This window comes from Bacteroidales bacterium (assembly GCA_035299085.1).
Lineage (GTDB): Bacteria > Bacteroidota > Bacteroidia > Bacteroidales > UBA10428 > UBA5072.
Genome location: DATGXG010000061.1, coordinates 1 through 16,766, shown reverse-complemented (window position 1 = coordinate 16,766; position 16,766 = coordinate 1). Strand labels below are relative to the sequence as shown.

The 16,766-nt window shown below is 43.0% G+C and carries 19 protein-coding genes; all 19 read left to right on the top strand.

Going from position 1 to position 16,766, the window contains the following annotated elements:
- Positions 1-68 precede the first annotated feature (68 nt).
- Positions 69-461 carry a response regulator gene (locus VK179_20400; GenBank protein ID HLO61123.1) on the top strand — a complete coding sequence of 131 codons (393 nt, stop codon included), beginning with the start codon at positions 69-71 and terminating at the stop codon, positions 459-461.
- 397 nt (positions 462-858) lie between these two features.
- Entirely contained in the window at positions 859-1,356 is a 498-nt protein-coding gene (locus tag VK179_20395) for a DUF177 domain-containing protein (protein HLO61122.1), read from the top strand.
- 46 nt (positions 1,357-1,402) lie between these two features.
- Positions 1,403-1,588: a 50S ribosomal protein L32 gene (rpmF, locus tag VK179_20390; GenBank protein ID HLO61121.1), complete on the top strand. Its 186-nt coding sequence runs from the start codon at positions 1,403-1,405 to the stop codon at positions 1,586-1,588.
- A gap of 22 nt (positions 1,589-1,610) precedes the next feature.
- The gene (gene plsX / locus VK179_20385) at positions 1,611-2,561 is read left to right on the top strand and encodes a phosphate acyltransferase PlsX (GenBank protein ID HLO61120.1); all 951 of its coding nucleotides are present in this window, start codon (positions 1,611-1,613) and stop codon (positions 2,559-2,561) included.
- Entirely contained in the window at positions 2,549-3,547 is a 999-nt protein-coding gene (locus VK179_20380; protein HLO61119.1) for a beta-ketoacyl-ACP synthase III, read from the top strand. The genes plsX and VK179_20380 overlap by 13 nt, the downstream gene beginning before the upstream one ends.
- Positions 3,548-3,696: 149 nt before the next feature.
- On the top strand, positions 3,697-4,101 hold the full coding sequence (locus VK179_20375) for a polymer-forming cytoskeletal protein (GenBank protein ID HLO61118.1): 405 nt from the start codon (positions 3,697-3,699) through the stop codon (positions 4,099-4,101).
- Positions 4,049-4,285: an AtpZ/AtpI family protein gene (locus VK179_20370; GenBank protein HLO61117.1), complete on the top strand. Its 237-nt coding sequence runs from the start codon at positions 4,049-4,051 to the stop codon at positions 4,283-4,285. The genes VK179_20375 and VK179_20370 overlap by 53 nt, the downstream gene beginning before the upstream one ends.
- A 6-nt stretch (positions 4,286-4,291) precedes the next feature.
- Positions 4,292-4,711, top strand: a complete 420-nt coding sequence (locus tag VK179_20365) for a hypothetical protein (GenBank protein HLO61116.1) — start codon at positions 4,292-4,294, stop codon at positions 4,709-4,711.
- A gap of 31 nt (positions 4,712-4,742) precedes the next feature.
- Positions 4,743-5,891, top strand: a complete 1,149-nt coding sequence (atpB, locus tag VK179_20360) for a F0F1 ATP synthase subunit A (protein HLO61115.1) — start codon at positions 4,743-4,745, stop codon at positions 5,889-5,891.
- 32 nt (positions 5,892-5,923) lie between these two features.
- The gene (gene atpE, locus VK179_20355) at positions 5,924-6,190 is read left to right on the top strand and encodes an ATP synthase F0 subunit C (protein ID HLO61114.1); all 267 of its coding nucleotides are present in this window, start codon (positions 5,924-5,926) and stop codon (positions 6,188-6,190) included.
- Between the two features lie 71 nt (positions 6,191-6,261).
- Entirely contained in the window at positions 6,262-6,756 is a 495-nt protein-coding gene (gene atpF / locus VK179_20350) for a F0F1 ATP synthase subunit B (GenBank protein ID HLO61113.1), read from the top strand.
- Complete coding sequence (gene atpH, locus VK179_20345) at positions 6,756-7,301, top strand: ATP synthase F1 subunit delta (protein HLO61112.1); 546 nt, start codon at positions 6,756-6,758, stop codon at positions 7,299-7,301. Before atpF ends, atpH begins: the two co-directional genes overlap by 1 nt.
- Positions 7,302-7,324: 23 nt before the next feature.
- Positions 7,325-8,902: a F0F1 ATP synthase subunit alpha gene (gene atpA / locus VK179_20340; protein HLO61111.1), complete on the top strand. Its 1,578-nt coding sequence runs from the start codon at positions 7,325-7,327 to the stop codon at positions 8,900-8,902.
- 19 nt (positions 8,903-8,921) lie between these two features.
- Complete coding sequence (atpG, locus tag VK179_20335; GenBank protein ID HLO61110.1) at positions 8,922-9,806, top strand: ATP synthase F1 subunit gamma; 885 nt, start codon at positions 8,922-8,924, stop codon at positions 9,804-9,806.
- A gap of 167 nt (positions 9,807-9,973) precedes the next feature.
- Positions 9,974-10,459, top strand: a complete 486-nt coding sequence (locus tag VK179_20330) for an RNA polymerase sigma factor (GenBank protein HLO61109.1) — start codon at positions 9,974-9,976, stop codon at positions 10,457-10,459.
- A 5-nt stretch (positions 10,460-10,464) separates the two neighbouring features.
- Positions 10,465-11,451, top strand: coding sequence for a hypothetical protein (locus VK179_20325; GenBank protein HLO61108.1), 987 nt, complete (start codon positions 10,465-10,467; stop codon positions 11,449-11,451).
- 69 nt (positions 11,452-11,520) lie between these two features.
- A complete protein-coding gene (locus VK179_20320; GenBank protein HLO61107.1) occupies positions 11,521-12,528 on the top strand; it encodes an outer membrane beta-barrel protein in 1,008 nt (335 codons plus the stop codon).
- A gap of 211 nt (positions 12,529-12,739) precedes the next feature.
- Positions 12,740-15,382 carry an ATP-binding protein gene (locus VK179_20315; GenBank protein HLO61106.1) on the top strand — a complete coding sequence of 881 codons (2,643 nt, stop codon included), beginning with the start codon at positions 12,740-12,742 and terminating at the stop codon, positions 15,380-15,382.
- 94 nt (positions 15,383-15,476) lie between these two features.
- Positions 15,477-16,766 (top strand): hypothetical protein (locus tag VK179_20310; GenBank protein ID HLO61105.1); only part of this gene is annotated, 1,290 nt, incomplete at its 3' end.

The following is a 16,766-nucleotide window of genomic DNA, read 5'->3' as shown; positions in this document are numbered from 1 at the left end:
ATAATATAACCATTTTGGTGGTACTCGTATAAGAGGCAAAACGGTCTTAACAAATTTATTCTTCCCTGATGGAGAACAAACTGATTTTTTTCGTAGATGATGACAAGATGATGCTCAATCTGATGGAGTACACGTTCAAGTGCAGGGAAGGTTTTGATGTGAAATCATTTTTTTCAGGCGAAGAATGCCTTGAAAATTTAGGCCTTCAACCCAGTCTTATCGTTCTTGATTATTATCTCGGTGAAGGCGAATCCCGTGCGATGTCCGGTCTCGACACTCTTAAAAAGATCAACCAGCAGAATAAGAATATTCCTGTTGTCATTCTCAGCCGTGAAAAAGACAAGGATCTAATCGATCGGTTCATGCAATTCGGTGCCATGCAGTACGTAATTAAAGACGACTTCTTCATCAATACCCTTATTGAGACGGTGGAGAATTATTTCATGGAGAAGCTGGATTAGCTTTTTAGGGGTTCAGGGGTTTAGGGGTTCAGGTAATCAGTAATCGGTGTTCGGTAATCGGTGTTGGTTTGGCTTCGGCAAGCTCAGTCATGCCTGGCTGAATATTCCAATTGAAATAATATGTCCGCTGAGCCTGTCGAAGCGGCCATTGTTTACAAACAAAAGCCGGTGGCTGAGCTTGCCGAAGCCAGCATCCAGTATCCTAAATAAGTAATCGGTGTCCGGTAATCGGTAATCGGTGTTGGTTCCAGGGACGATAGGGACCTTAGAGACTCTAGGGACCGGACCTCCTTACTCCTTACTCCTTACTCCATACTCCTTACTCCTTACTCCTTACCCCTCCCTCTCTTCTCTCTCTTCTAATTTTTCTTTGTATTTCTCAATTAAATTCATACTTTTGCACCACTTTTTTTATGTGCCATTAGTTTTGAAAATTGAAAATCAATATATTATTCAATTCAAGGGGCTGAAAGAGGGGATTCATGATTTTGCATTTTCAATTGACAAGCCGTTCTTTGAAGCATTTGAATACCTTGCCGTTCCTGATGGACATGTAGATGTGAAGGTGGTGCTCGACAAGAAAACCACTTTTCTCGGTCTTTCATTCCTGCTTACAGGAGCCATGCAGGTGCAATGTGACCGGTGTCTTGAATATTTCAGCCTTCCGGTTGAATACAGCAGTCATCTTATCGTACGGTTCAGTGAAACTGAAAAAGAGCCTGATGAAGAAGTAGTCTGGGTTCACCCCGATGAGTATGAGATCAGCCTGGCGCATTACCTGTATGAATGCCTGACTCTGACTATCCCCATCCGGAAAGTGCATCCCGATCTTCCCGACGGCAGATCCGGCTGTGATCCTGAAATGCTTGAAAAGCTTGATCAGTATCTTGTGTAATCAAGATTGTAATATACTAATTTATCACTCATAATAATTAAATAATATGCCGAATCCGAAACGTAAACATTCGAAACAGCGGAGAGACAAAAGAAGAACTCACGATAAAGCGATCGTTCCTACACTGGGAACATGCCAGAACTGCGGCGCTGCCATTCAGTACCACAGGGTTTGCCCCGAATGCGGTTTCTATAAAGGTAAACCTGCCATCAGCAAAGAGGTAGCCGTATAACCTTACAGATCACTGTTTGATCATGAGAATTGGTCTTGATATTCTGGGCGGTGATTTTGCTCCAGAGGCAACCGTTAAGGGAGCCATACTGGCAGCAAAAATTCTTCCGTCTGATTCGCGTCTGGTGCTGATAGGTGACCAACATGCGATCCAGTCAATATGTCAGCGCGAACAATTTGATTCATCTGTATTTGACATAGTTCATACATCTGAATGCATTCAGATGGGCGAACATCCGGCCAGAGCTTTTGCTCAAAAACCCAATGCGAGTGTTGTAAAAGGTTTTAAGTTACTGGCACACCGTGAAATTGACGGTTTTGCCAGTGCCGGGAATACAGGTGCCATGATGGTGGGCGCCATGCAAATCATCAAATCAATTCCCGGTATTATAAGGCCTTGCATTGCCGCTTCAATCCCGAGACCGTCCGAATTCCCGTCACTCCTTCTTGATGTCGGGCTGAATCCGGATTGCGAGCAGGACGAATTAAACCAGTATGCCATTCTTGGAAATATTTACAGCCGTTACGTTGTGGGTATTAATGCCCCGAAGATAGGGCTGCTGAACATTGGCGAAGAAGAAAGCAAGGGCAACCTGGTTACAAAAGCCGCTCACCAGTTAATGAAAGATTCAACAAACTTCAACTTTGTAGGAAATGTTGAAGGAAATGACATGTTCAGCGATAAGGCTGACGTTCTCGTTTGCGACGGTTTTGTAGGAAACATCATGCTGAAAGAAGCCGAAGCATTTTACACGATGATCAGGAAACGCAAAATAGTGGATGACTTTTTCGAGAAATTCAATTTTGTGAATTATGGCGGTACACCTGTGCTGGGCATTAATGCGCCTGTTTTGATAGCACACGGTATATCTAACGACGTTGCCATTAAAAACCTGGTTTTACATACAGCAGAAGTTATTAAAAGTAACTTGTGCGAAAAAATTAAAGAAGCATTTAAGGAATGTCCCGAATAAAAGCAGCTATTACAGGTGTTGGCGGATATGTACCGTCATACGTTCTCAACAATGATGAGTTAAGTAAAATGGTCGATACCAGCGATGAATGGATCATGCAACGCATAGGTATCAGGGAACGAAGGATTTTGAAAGAAAAAGGCAAAGCCACCTCTTATTTAGGTTCAAAAGCTGTTAAGGATTTACTCGAAAAGACTGGGACTTCACCTCTTGATATACAATTACTGATCTGTGCAACGGTAACGGGGGATATGCATTTCCCCTCCACTGCCAATCTTATCAGCGATAAAGTGGGCCTCAGCAACGCATTCAGCTTTGATTTGAGTGCTGCCTGTTCAGGATTTATTTTTGCGCTTGAAACCGGAAGACGAATGGTTGAATCCGGCGCCTATAGCAAAGTGATTGTGGTAGGTGCCGATATGATGTCGGCTATTGTTGATTATACCGATCGTTCGACCTGTCCTCTTTTTGGTGACGGTGCCGGAGCAGTGCTCCTTGAACCCACAACCGAAGAGGTTGGCATCATGGATTCCATCCTCGCAGTTGATGGTTCGGGTGCCAAACACCTGCACATGTATGCCGGAGGTTCACTGCATCCCCCCACGCATGAGACAGTGGATGCCAAACAACATTTCATTTTCCAGGAAGGGCAGGCTGTTTTTAAGATGGCTGTTTCCAAGATGTCTGATGTTTCGGTTGACATTATGAAGAGAAATAATCTCAGCCATTCGGATATAAAATATCTTGTCCCCCACCAGGCCAACATGCGAATCATCGAAGCCGTTGCACGCCGTATGGAAATTTCAAAAGACCAGGTGATCATCAACATTGACAAGTTCGGCAATACAACTGCCGCTACCATACCCCTTTGCCTGTGGGATTACGAAAAACAACTTAAAAAAGGCGATAATCTGATCCTGGCCTCTTTTGGCGCCGGATTTACATGGGGATCCATTTACCTTAAATGGGCCTTTGATCCGAAATAATTCTTCTTTTTTGCCGTTTATCTGACGCATTGACGTGCGCTGCTGACCTGAACAAAATTCGTTGGTTTCTGAGGATTTTGTAATGTAATTTTTATCTTTGTCAGTTACGTAAATCATTATGCCTTTTTCAACTTTAAAAATTACATCGGATGGCAAAAATTATTGAGACCGAAAACAATGTTATCAACCAGATTGGTGTTGGAACTGAAATCACAGGTGATGTTACCACAAACGGTGATATCCGCTTTGATGGCATACTCACAGGCAATTTAAAAACCAAGGGTAAGGTGGTTATTGGCGAAACCGGATCGGTTAAAGGAGAAATCGTTTGCAAAAATTCTGTTCTTGAAGGGAAAGTGGAAGGCAAAATCACTGTAGGGGAACTTCTCACACTGAAAGCTACTTCAAGTCTGACAGGCGACATTACAACCCGTCGACTGGCCATTGAACCTGGCGCCCGCTTTTCAGGTAATTGCAGTATGACAGCAGAACCTTCTTCGAATGCAGGAAAAGAAGCCGAAAGAACAACAGAAGATAGTAAAAGGCCTAAGTAATTATGCCCGCTATTCCGGACTGGCCTTTCAGATGGTTGCCATAATCCTTATCGGTGTCTTCGGAGGCATCAAAGTTGATAAATGGCTCAGCCTGAAATTCCCGGTCTTCACTGTTATACTTTCACTGCTTGGCACAGGTATAGCACTTTATACAGGTATAAAAGATTTACTCAGGAACAAATAGGGGAAAATGAAAACTTCACTGGCTAAAACAATCACCGGCCTTGTTATTTTATCATTGATCATGACCGGGATTGGACTACTGCTGTTCAAATTCGTTTTTAAGGGATATTACTTTGCTTTTTTCCCGGTTATCATTGTGTTTTTCTTTGCTGTTAACGCCGGCTTTTTCGTTTTTTTCTACAAAACACTGAATAAAACGCCCAACCAGTTTATCCGAAGTTTTATGGCGTCAACAGGTATCAAACTGGTGATCTATTTCCTGATGATCATAGCTTATATGCTGGCATCACCTAGTACGGCACTTGTATTTGCCGTTTGCGTTGCCATTACATACCTGGCATTTACCATTTTCGATCTAATAGTGATGATTTCGCTCATCAGGCGGAATAAAGAAATTAATAATTTACCCGATCACTTATCAAATTAGTTTTCTATATTTATGGCCTCATATTTAGGATATGTACAGTAAGATTTGCAAGGTTTTAATCATTCCGGCCATGCTGTTTTTGACGCATTCGGTGAATGCGTTTTCCAGTACATCCGAAAAAGACAGTCAGCAGACCATCGCCAGTGAGCAGGCTGAATCACATGAAGTTGCCGCTGAAGGTGAAGGATCTGAGAAGTTCAATCCGGGTGATTTCATGTTCGATCACATCAAGGATGCTCATGAATGGCATATTCTGAGTGTAGGTAAAACACATGTATCAATTCCTTTACCGGTCATTATTTACAGTAAAACTTCCGGACTGCATGTTTTCATGTCGAGCAAATTCAAACACGGACATGAAACGTACAAAGGTTTTCACCTTGAACTTACCGGCGAAAATAAAGGAAAAATTCTCGAAGAAGACGGAACAAAGCCCTTCGATATTTCAATAACAAAAAACGTAGCAGCAATGCTGTTTAGCATAACGCTGATCCTGTTGATTTTTGTAAGTGTGGGCAACATGTACAGGAAAAATCCCCTTCAGGCTCCCCGTGGTCTTCAGACCTTTGTTGAACCTATTGTTACTTTTCTCAGGGATGAGGTTATCAAACCTTCTATTGGTCCCCGGTACGAACGTTACATGCCTTACCTGCTCACGATTTTCTTTTTCATCTGGATCAACAACATGCTGGGCCTGATTCCGATCCCACCGGGCGGCGCCAATCTTACCGGGAATATAGCGGTTACCATGACGCTGGCTCTTTTCACATTTATCATAACCACTTTCAGCGGAAACAAAACGTACTGGCAACATATTGTAAACACTCCGGGTGTTCCGGTATGGCTTAAAATGCCATTGCCTATCATCCCGCTTGTTGAAGTGATCGGTGTTTTCACAAAGCCCTTTGTTCTGATGGTCCGACTTTTTGCCAACATCACGGCCGGTCACATCATAGCGCTCGGCTTTATAAGCCTGATTTATATTTTTGCCCAGATGTCGCACGGGCTTGCATATGGTGTATCCATAATATCCGTGGCTTTTAATGTTTTCATGATGTTCCTTGAATTACTTGTCGCCTTTATCCAGGCTTTTGTATTCACCTTCCTGTCCTCTATTTATTTCGGGATGGCTGTGGAAGAACATCATCATGACAACCATGAAGCACATGAACATGCTTAAGAAACAGTTTTTTAATTTTTAATTACTATACTATGTTGAATACTATTTTACAGGTTGCAGCCGGAATGACTGTAGGAGCCGGTTTAGCAAAGCTCGGCGGTGCTATTGGTGCTGGTCTTGCTGCTTTGGGTGCTGGTTTTGGTATTGGCCGTATCGGTGGCAGTGCCATGGAAGCTATTGCCCGTCAGCCGGAAGCTTCAGGCGACATCCGTGCTAACATGATCGTTGCTGCAGCTCTTATTGAAGGAGTTGCACTTTTTGGCGTTATCATCAGCCTCCTGGCTGTTGTAATGGGCTAAAAACGGAATTGCCCGGGAATAGCACGGTTGGTGCTTTTCCCGGTTTTTAACCGAATTAATATTATCAATATATGGATTTACTGATTCCCGAAACCGGTACGATAATCTGGTCATTTATCGGATTTCTGATCACCTTCCTGATCCTGGCCAAATTTGCCTGGAAACCTCTTCTGAAAGGGTTGAAGGAACGTGATAATTCGATTGCCCAGGCATTGCAGGCTGCAGAGCTTGCAAAAAAGGATGTTTCAATGCTTCATTCCGAAAGTGAAAAATTGCTTGCAGAAGCAAAGGCTGAAAGGGATAAGATCATGCAGGAAGCTCGGGCAATGAAAGATTCATTGCTGAATGAGGCCCGTGAACAGGCTAAAAAAGAAGGTCACAAACTTCTTGATGAAGCCCGCACAGCAATTAAAAATGAAAGAGCAGCTGCCATCCAGGACATCAGGAAACAGGTTGCCGAGCTTTCCGTTTCCATTTCAGAAAAGATCCTGATGCACGAGCTTGAAGATTCGGATAAGCAAAGAGAACTCATCGACAAATCAATAGTGGAAGCCAAGCTGAACTAATGAACGAAAGCAAAATTACAGTTCGCTATGCCAAGGCTCTTTTCGCCCTGGCAAAAGAGGGAAATGCATTCGAAGCCATGAAGAACGACATGGAATTGCTTCAGCAGTGCATTCATGATATTCCCGAACTGCAGTATATAATGAGCAGTCCGGTAATAAAAGTTACCGAAAAAATCAAGCTTTTCGAGGCCACGTTTAAATCGTCGTTCTCTCCTTTTACCATGTCGTTTATCAGGCTTGTGCTTGAAAGGAGAAGGGATGAGTATCTCGAAGGCATAGCCCGTTATTTTCTGAGTCTACTTAAATCACAACAGGGTGTTCAGGCGGCTGAAATTGTAACCGCTGTTCCGCTGAATGACCAGCTCAGAAAATCGATCCTGAATTTCATTGCTAAAAAATTCAATACAAAGGTTGACCTGCAGGAAAACGTGGATGAGAAACTCATCGGCGGCTTCATTCTGCGTGTGGGAGACCAGCAGATAGACGCCAGCATTTCAAACAAACTGGCCATTATCAAACAATCACTAATTAATTCACATTCCTAGAATTCTTAATAACAAAAAATAACATGTCGGCACTTAAACCATCAGAAGTATCCAAGGTTCTTAAACAACAACTCCAGGGTATTGATACCAGGGCCCAGCTTGATGAAATCGGAACTGTTTTGCAGGTGGGTGATGGCATCGCCAGGATCTATGGCATGTCAAACGTATGTTCTAATGAACTGATTGAGTTTGAAGGCGGCGTTCGCGGTATAGTGCTCAATCTCGAAGAGGACAACGTGGGTGCTGTTTTGCTTGGCGATACCGAAAAAGTAAAGGAAGGCGATACCGCAAGACGTACAGGGCGTATAGCCTCTATCAATGTAAGCGAGGGAATGCTCGGCCGTATTATCAATACACTCGGTGAACCGATTGATGGCAAAGGTCCCATTGAAGGCCGCACTTTTGAAATGCCTTTTGAGCGTAAAGCTCCCGGCGTTATCTTCCGTCGCCCGGTAAATGAACCGCTTCAAACCGGTATCAAGGCAATCGATGCTATGATTCCTATCGGACGCGGCCAGCGTGAGCTGATCATCGGCGACCGCCAGACAGGTAAATCGTCAATTGCAATTGACACGATCATCAACCAGAAAGAATTTTATGACAGGGGCGAACCTGTTTACTGCATTTATGTAGCCATAGGACAGAAAGGTTCAACTGTTGCCAATATTGCCAAAACGCTCGAATCATACGGTGCAATGCCGTTTACTGTTATCGTTTCGGCTACAGCTTCTGACCCGGCAGCACTTCAGTTTTATGCCCCGTTTGCAGGCTGTGCAATAGGTGAATATTTCAGGGATACCGGACGTCCGGCACTCATTGTGTATGATGACCTTTCAAAACAGGCTGTCTCATACCGTGAAGTTTCGCTTCTTCTCCGTCGTCCCCCCGGACGTGAGGCTTACCCGGGTGATGTATTCTACCTTCACTCCCGTTTGCTCGAGCGCGCTGCCAAGGTAATCAACAACGATGAAATTGCCGCCAGCATGAATGACCTGCCTGAATCGCTCAAGCCGGTTGTTAAGGGCGGCGGTTCACTCACTGCTTTGCCGATCATTGAGACACAGGCGGGTGACGTTTCTGCATACATTCCCACAAACGTGATCTCCATTACCGATGGCCAGATATTCCTTGAAACAAACCTTTTCAACTCAGGTATCCGCCCGGCTATCAACGTAGGTATTTCGGTTTCCCGCGTCGGTGGTTCGGCCCAGATTAAATCGATGAAACGGGTGGCCGGTACGCTGAAACTCGACCAGGCCCAGTTCCGTGAACTGGAAGCTTTCTCGAAGTTCGGATCCGACCTTGATGCCGCAACCCTGTCAGTGCTGGATAAAGGTGCCAAGAACGTTGAAATTCTGAAGCAACCCCTCCATACGCCATTCACCGTTGAAAAACAAATTGCCATCATCTTCTGCGGTACCCGTGGTTTGCTCGCCGGTCTTCCGATTGAAAAAATACGGGAATTCGAAACCGAGTTTCTTGACCTGCTTGACCTGAAACATAAAGATGTGCTGAATACCTTGAAAGAGGGCAAGTTTAATGACGATGTGGAAAAGAAACTGACCGATATCGCCAAAGAAATTATCGAACGGTTGCAATAAACGGTTTTCCTGAAAATATATGGCAAATCTAAAAGAAATACGGATCCGGCTGAATTCGGTGAAATCCACGAGGCAGATCACCAGTGCCATGAAAATGGTATCGGCTGCCAAGCTGCGTAAGGCTCAGGATGCCATCCTTCAGTTACGTCCGTTCTACATTAAGCTTCATGATGTGCTGAAACACGCGGGCAGCGGACTGGATGAGAATCATGAAAATGTGTTCACCCGCTCGTCCGATGCCGGAAGGATTTTGATTGTCGTAATTACATCAAACCGCGGACTCTGCGGTGCTTTCAATACAAATATTGTAAAGAAAGCCATCCAGAGCATACACGAACATTATTCGGAAGCATACAACCAGGGTAAGGTAGATATCATTGCCATCGGAAAAAAGGGCGCTGACCAGTTAAAATCGAAAAATTTCAAGGTAACAGCCACCTTCCATCAGCTGTTTGATAAAATCACTTTTGAAAAAACAAGTGAACTTACAAACCAGTTTATACAGGACTTCATTGAACAAAAATACGGTGTAATCAAGATCATTTACAACCAGTTTAAAAATGCAGCTGTACAGGAAATAACCGAGGAGTTTCTTCTTCCCCTGATCGGTGAAACCGACGCTGATGATAAATACGAATCAAAAACAGATTATATCCTTGAGCCTTCGGGACAGGATATCATCAATGAAATGATCCCCTACACGCTGAGAGTGCAGTTTTTCAGGGCCATGCTTGAGTCTAACGCTGCTGAACACGGTGCCCGCATGACTGCCATGCATAAGGCAACCGATAATGCTACGGATCTTATCCGCGAGCTCGAACTTAATTACAATAAAGCCCGCCAGGCCGCCATCACCGGTGAAATTCTCGAAATAGTCGGTGGTGCAGAGGCGCTGAAGGAGTAAATTAATGTGCCAATGAGATAATGTGCCAATGTGCTAATTATTTAGTTCATTGGCATTTTTGCATTCACACATTCCCTCATTAGCAAATTAGCTCATTGGCAAATTATCACATTTTTCAGTAACTTTTCTTAATCTCAAACGTCCTATTCCTGAAATCCGGAATTCTGATGACTGTTGCTGAGTACAACAAATCGGTTGATGATCATTCTGACGGTATTTTCCGCTTTATCCTGAAGAACATAAAAAATACCGATAAAGCGCGGGATATCGTGCAGGACACCTATGAAAAGCTTTGGCTGAAAGTGGATGAAGTCTCCGCCTCCAAAGTGAAATCCTATCTCTTCACATCCGCATATCACACAATGATTGATATGATCCGTAAGGAAAAAAGAAGCACAACATTTGACGCCGGCATTCACGACCAGCACGTTGCACCGGCAGAAAACCCCGGGTTGTCCGAACTGCTTGACCAGGCTGTGCAGAAACTTCCGGAAGATCAGCGCAGTGTGATCATGTTAAGGGACTACGAAGGGTATTCCTACGAAGAAATAGCCGGCATTACCGGACTTACAGAATCACAGGTAAAGGTTTATATTTTCAGGGGCAGAATGTTCCTGAAAAATTACATCGGTAGTATTGAATCTGTAATTTAGAAGCCATGACGATTAACCGCAATAATTTTGAAGCGTACCTGCTCGATTACATCGAAGGCAACCTCGATCCGGTGTTTACAGCAGAACTTATGGCTTTTCTGGCTGAAAATCCTGAATTTGACAATTACCTGCCTGAAAACGAAATTAAAAAACTGGATACAGGTGACCAGGTTTTTGTGAACAAAAACATACTTAAAAAGGATTTTCAGGATATACAGCACATCAATCCGACAAACTTCGACGAATTCTGTATCGCCAGTGTTGAGGGTTTGTTAAACCCGAACCAGGAAAAACGGCTGCACAAATACATTGAAATGAATCCTGGAAAGGAAAAAGACCTTGCTGCGTACAGGAATATGAAACTTAAACCGGATCATAACATCCTGTTTGAAAATAAACAATCCCTTAAAAAGCAGGGAGGAAAAATTGTTCCTGTAAGGATCCTTTATTTTGCCGTCAGTATTGCAGCGGCTATACTCTTTATCATCTGGCTCATGCCTGCAGGCAGACAGACCGGTCAGGCTGCGGCCGGGCTCAGCGAACTGGAAATCCTGGTTCCCCAAAAAACAACAGTCCATAAAAATCACCACACAGTAAGGCTTTCATCGGCTGCTGCAGTCAATACATCCGCACCATTGTCGCCTTCAGACAAAAATACTGCTTCTGATGAAGTGCCCTATATAGTTGAAGAAATCACGCTGGCTTCTATAGAACCTTTGCGTGGAAATGTTTTTGATGGATCCGAATATCCGCTGCCTGAGCTGGGCAATGCCCCAAAGAAGAATCCGGCCCGCAATATGTGGAATGATATTGTGAATTCCGAAAATATGCTGCAGGCAATCGTTTCGCACATCGATTTCTGGAAAACAGCAGAAAAGGCTATTTCAGGTATTAATTACCTTACCGAATCACAGCTTTCACTTGCCAAAACTTCCGACGGTTTGCAGGTTAACACCGAAAGTTATTCAATTGAAGGCTCAAAAGTAAAATAGCCTGTAACTTTTCGCTTACCTGTACGTCCGACAGATAAACAAATCAATATTTAATTAAACGATTAAAACATGAAAAAGCTTTATACTTTATTGCTTGTGGCTGTATTTTGCTCTGCAATAAACGCCCAGGAACTCGATTCGCTGAAAAGCATCATGAACAAGGACCAGGATGAGAAAGTGGAACCGCGTAATGACAATTCTTCCGAACCGGTTATTGTAGATGACGAATCGGATGAAACGAACGTAAGAGTGATGGACAGGGATGTGGTTAAGGTAATCGAAAATGGAGATACTACCTATGTTAAGGTTGGAGAACGTCCTGTGCTCGAGGTAAGAGACCATCCCGATTCAACCAGTATCCGTGTCGGGAATAAGGAAATCCGTATTCTTGAAAACAATGACGATACTGACGTAAAAATAAGCCGAATTGATCATCCCCGGATTTCAAATCCTAAATTCAGGGGACATTGGGCCGGATTTGAGTGGGGTATCAATAATTTCCTTGATAATGACTTTTCCCTCTCCAGAACGGGAGACGCATCTTTTATGGATCTGAATACCGGCAGGTCATGGGTAGCCAATATCAATTTTGCCCAATACAGCCTGGGATTTGGAACATCGCATTTAGGAATTGTTACCGGACTGGGAGTTGAATTAAACAATTATTTTTTCGACAACAACAATACGATAGTAGAATTGAACGATTATGTAGTTGACAGTGCTCTTACAGGCAATGTGGGCAAAAGTAAACTGACAACCACATTCCTCCGGGTTCCGGTTATTCTTGAAGTGCAGTTTCCCAATGCAATCAGGTCGAAGAGAGTTTTCCTTTCAGTAGGCATCGTGGGAGGATTAAAAATCGGTTCCCATACTAAGGTTGTTTATAAAGAAAACGGGAAAAGCAAGGACAAGAACCGAGACGATTTCAACATCAATCCGTTCCGCTATGGTATTACAGCCCGGGCCGGCTTCGGTAATGTCAGCGTTTTCGGTGATTACTACATGACTACCATGTTTGTAAAAGATAAAGGTCCTGAATTACATCCCTTCAGCCTTGGTCTGTCATTCAACTTTTAATTTCCGAAAATTCTGAACTCCTAAACGGTTTTGAAACAAAAAAGGGCGAAGTAAAAACTTCGCCCTTTTAATTTTTTGTCTAATCTTTTTACCTGTTTCTTAATAACTATTGAAGGATTTTTAACACCTGTCAATAACTTTTTGTTTTTATTCCAATCCTGTATTTCTTAATTCAGTACTTTGGTTTAATCATCTTAACACAAATGACAGCATGCTAAATTCTATCCGAAACAGGCTCCTTGTCTGGTTTATAGTTTTTATGCTGCTTATTGCCGGTATCCTGGTTCCGGTTAACCTGGCCTTCAACAATAAAGAAAAACATATTTCTTCGGTAGCGGACAGGATCAATTCGTTGAACATTGCGTTCCTGAGAGACAGCAAAAACATCAACAATTTTCTGTCACTTGAATCAGCCAATCAGGATTTCTTTACAGAGGGAAAAAGTTCATACCTGGTCAGGCACCAGGAACAAAGCAAAGATCTGAGTACTTTTTTACAACAGATAAGAACTTCGGGAGAAACAGCAAAACTGGGAATTTCGGCGGATCTGGCTTTTCTTGATAATAAAATGAACCGCTACAATGCTGTGTTCGACAGCCTGGTTTATCTGGTGTACAAGCGCGGTTACAGGAATTTCGGGCTCCAGGGAGAACTTGCCGATTATGCTTCGATGCTTGAAAGAGCTCCCGGACTTACAAATAAAGATATTCTGCGTTTGCGGAATATTGAAAATTACTATTTTCAGAATAAGGATACAGCCGCAGTTAAGGCGATGCAAAACCAACTGGCTTACCTGGGCGACAAAATCTCACGAAACAGTAAGCTCTCTGTATTAGAAAAGAACAGGACTATGAGCCTGGTCAGCAATTATACCGGGTCGTTCATGAGGGTTGTTGATATCGATCGCCTTTCAGGACTGGACAGAAACATTGCGTTAAGGGCGCAACTGGATAAGCTGGGTGCTGAAATAGAAAAATCGTTCAACACCATTTCCTCAAAGACCGCTTCCGCGCAAAAAGTGATACTGGCGCGACTCAGCATGTTTTATATTATATCTGTAATTCTTGTTTTCGCTTTAGCACTGGGCCTGAGTTTACATGCCACCCGCTATATTGCCTCACATATCGAAGCACTTACAAGCTACATTTCAGCCATGTCGACAAACGACGCTGATTCAAACCATGCTCCTGATTTACAGAATTCAGCAAAGGAAATCAAACAGATTTATGGTGAATTCAGAAACCTTTTTTCACAGCTTAAAATATGGGAGAAACAGCGCGACAATGCCATGCGCAACGCGGATGACAACCAGCAAAGATATCGTGAACTGGCTGATATGCTCCCGCAAAGTGTTTTTGAGACGGATGTATACGGTAATTATTCGTATGTAAATAAAGCCTGGTACCAGGCTTTCGGTTACAGTGAGAGAGAACTGAATGACGGACTCAACCTGATTGAAACCCTTGTATCCGAAAATGCTGAGGACATTCTTGGTATTAGCAAAATTGAAAATTCCACATTCAGCGCCATTCGTAAAAATAACAGCCGTTTCCCGGTATCTGTTTACACCGACAATATCATCCGCAACGGTAAAATTGCAGGAAAAAGGGGAATTATAGTGGACATCACCGACAAGGTTAATTATATTAAAACTCTGCAGCAGGAAACAAGTAAAGCGAAATCTTCAGACGAATTAAAATCCTCCTTCCTTGCCAATATGTCGCATGAGATAAGGACACCCATGAACTCCATCATCGGGTTTTCAAATCTCCTGGCTTCGGAGCAGATACCAGAAGTTCAGAAAAAGGATTTTACGCAATATATTCAAACCAGCAGCGAGATTTTACTTAACCTGGTGGATGATATCATCGACATAGCAAAAATTGAAGCAGGAGAGCTTAAAATCGTTAAAAAGGACTGTAATCTGAATGCCCTGTGTGCTGAATTATTGAATACTTCGTTGGAAACCCGGAATAAGTTCAACAAACAGCATATAGCTCTTTCTTTTTTACAGGATGACCCATCATCATCAGACGTTTTTCTTAAAACCGATCCTTTCAGGCTCAGGCAGGTCCTTGTTAACCTCATTAATAATGCGATAAAATTCACTGATAAAGGCTTTGTCGAATTCGGATATCACATAAAGGAAGAAACTCTTATAGAGTTTTATGTGAAAGATACCGGCCCCGGCATGTCCAGGGAAGAATTGAACATGATATTTGAAAGGTTCAAGAGAGCCAGGACATCAGAAGAAAAAAACATCGTAGGAACCGGTCTTGGTCTTGCCATTTCAAAGAACCTTGTTCAGCTGCTGGGAGGTGAAATGTGGGTTGATTCCATTGCGGGCACAGGAACAACTTTTGTGTTCACAATTCCCTATCTTAAACCGACCATTCTGCCGGAACATAGGCAAATAAGCGCACAGCCCGAAGTTCAGTATAACTGGAACGGACGTAAAGTGCTTATTGCTGAGGACGATCAGATCAGTTTCCGTTTTTTGAATGAACTTCTCAGGAAAACACAGGTTGAAATCATTCATGCTTCAAATGGAAAAAAGGCCGTGGATGTGGTAAAATCAGGCGAACGCCTTGACCTTGTTATCATGGATATCCAACTTCCGGTTATGGATGGACTTCAGGCCACCCGCCTCATTAAAACCATGAATCCTGATTTGCCTGTGATTGCCCAGACAGCATATGCCATGGCAGGAGATAATGAAAAAATCCGACAAGCCGGTTGCGATGATTATGTGCCAAAACCGCTTGATGCCTCAACTTTAATGGCTGTTATGGACCGCTATTTGAAGACAACCGAAACTTCTGCTGAAAACAGGTCTCGTATTATCAGCAATTAATTCCCGAATTCTGATTTTTCACAATACTTTTGCGAAGCATTGGTAATAATTGTGCCAATTAAGGAGTTTCCTATATTTGACATTTCATGTGAATATGGACAATACTGGTTTTTACCGCAGGTCAGCCAAGTACATACTGATTACACTTGCAGGAATCATTATACTGGTAAGTATTTGTTCAGCCATTCTTTCTGCATATTATGAAAAGGCTGTAATCAAATATTTAAAGGGTTACCTGGGTGAACATCTTACGACGGAATTGTCGATGGATGACATCCGTTTCAGGCTACTCAAAGGCTTTCCTAAAATTACAGTTGAAATTACCGATATGGTGCTTCGTAGCGGGGATGAATTCTCCCGGCGTGATTTTGGCCACTCATGGTCTGATACTCTTATAGAGGCCCGCAGCGTGTACATGCAATTCGATCTGCTTAAAATGCTCCGGAAAAAAAACGAACTGAAAAAAATTGTAGTTAACGATGGAACCGTAAATGTGCTGTTCGACAATAAGGACAGGCATAACCTTTCGGTATGGAAATCATCGGATTCTTCATCTGCCGGGTATTCGGTTAATTTAAGGTGTATCGAATTTTATAATACAAAACTTCGTGTAGTTTCACTCACTAATGATGTAAATCTCATTGCACGGGTTGAAAAACTGCATTTCAGGGGAAATTATACCGGGAATATACTATCAGGGGACACGAAGGGAAATTTACGAATCGGTTCCCTGGACGTACTAAAGAAAAACCTTGTTAAGAATGCTGATTTTCAGCTTGCTGTAAAAATGGCCTGGGGTGGTTATCATATCCGGATTCCATCAGGCAAGGTTCAGCTCAATAAAGCCGCCGGAGATATAAGTCTTGAATACAACGGGGGAAAGCACAGCAATATTAATCTTACACTGAGTATACCAAAATTCGGCCTGGATGAGCTGATGTCAATCATTCCCTACTCCACCCGATTTTCAACCGGTGATTATGCTTTCAGTGGAAACGGTAAACTTAATCTTACTGTGAAAGGGGAACTTACGGCCAAAAAAAGGCTTATGGTCCGTTCGGATTTCATACTTGATCATTGCATAGCCAGGAATACAAGGACCAGGTCATCAGTTACCGGCCTGATGCTTAAAGGTACGGTTTCAGGCTGGAATGCGGCTGATTTCAGGCTTCAGATTGATACCATGTCTGCTGTGCTAGGAAAAGGCTTTGTAAATGGTCGTTTTGACTTTAAAAACCTCAAATCACCCTATTTTAATTCTCATCTGAACGCCCTGATTGATCTCAAGGATTTGAAAGAATTCGGCGGCATTGACAGCATTGATAATTTAGGCGGGGTGATTCGGTCCAATGTCAACATATCAGGTTTATTAAAAAACTATAGT

Excerpts from the sequence above, each read along its gene's own strand:
- VK179_20370 (HLO61117.1), top strand. The coding sequence starts at position 4,049 with ATGCAGGAAAAGAAGCCGAAAGAACAACAGAAGATAGTAAAAGGCCTA.
- VK179_20400 (HLO61123.1), top strand. The coding sequence starts at position 69 with ATGGAGAACAAACTGATTTTTTTCGTAGATGATGACAAGATGATGCTC.
- atpG (HLO61110.1), top strand. The coding sequence starts at position 8,922 with ATGGCAAATCTAAAAGAAATACGGATCCGGCTGAATTCGGTGAAATCC.
- VK179_20330 (HLO61109.1), top strand. The coding sequence starts at position 9,974 with ATGACTGTTGCTGAGTACAACAAATCGGTTGATGATCATTCTGACGGT.
- atpF (HLO61113.1), top strand. The coding sequence starts at position 6,262 with ATGGATTTACTGATTCCCGAAACCGGTACGATAATCTGGTCATTTATC.
- VK179_20320 (HLO61107.1), top strand. The coding sequence starts at position 11,521 with ATGAAAAAGCTTTATACTTTATTGCTTGTGGCTGTATTTTGCTCTGCA.
- VK179_20315 (HLO61106.1), top strand. The coding sequence starts at position 12,740 with ATGCTAAATTCTATCCGAAACAGGCTCCTTGTCTGGTTTATAGTTTTT.
- atpH (HLO61112.1), top strand. The coding sequence starts at position 6,756 with ATGAACGAAAGCAAAATTACAGTTCGCTATGCCAAGGCTCTTTTCGCC.
- VK179_20325 (HLO61108.1), top strand. The coding sequence starts at position 10,465 with ATGACGATTAACCGCAATAATTTTGAAGCGTACCTGCTCGATTACATC.
- VK179_20380 (HLO61119.1), top strand. The coding sequence starts at position 2,549 with ATGTCCCGAATAAAAGCAGCTATTACAGGTGTTGGCGGATATGTACCG.
- atpA (HLO61111.1), top strand. The coding sequence starts at position 7,325 with ATGTCGGCACTTAAACCATCAGAAGTATCCAAGGTTCTTAAACAACAA.
- atpE (HLO61114.1), top strand. The coding sequence starts at position 5,924 with ATGTTGAATACTATTTTACAGGTTGCAGCCGGAATGACTGTAGGAGCC.
- VK179_20365 (HLO61116.1), top strand. The coding sequence starts at position 4,292 with ATGAAAACTTCACTGGCTAAAACAATCACCGGCCTTGTTATTTTATCA.
- VK179_20375 (HLO61118.1), top strand. The coding sequence starts at position 3,697 with ATGGCAAAAATTATTGAGACCGAAAACAATGTTATCAACCAGATTGGT.
- plsX (HLO61120.1), top strand. The coding sequence starts at position 1,611 with ATGAGAATTGGTCTTGATATTCTGGGCGGTGATTTTGCTCCAGAGGCA.
- rpmF (HLO61121.1), top strand. The coding sequence starts at position 1,403 with ATGCCGAATCCGAAACGTAAACATTCGAAACAGCGGAGAGACAAAAGA.
- atpB (HLO61115.1), top strand. The coding sequence starts at position 4,743 with ATGTACAGTAAGATTTGCAAGGTTTTAATCATTCCGGCCATGCTGTTT.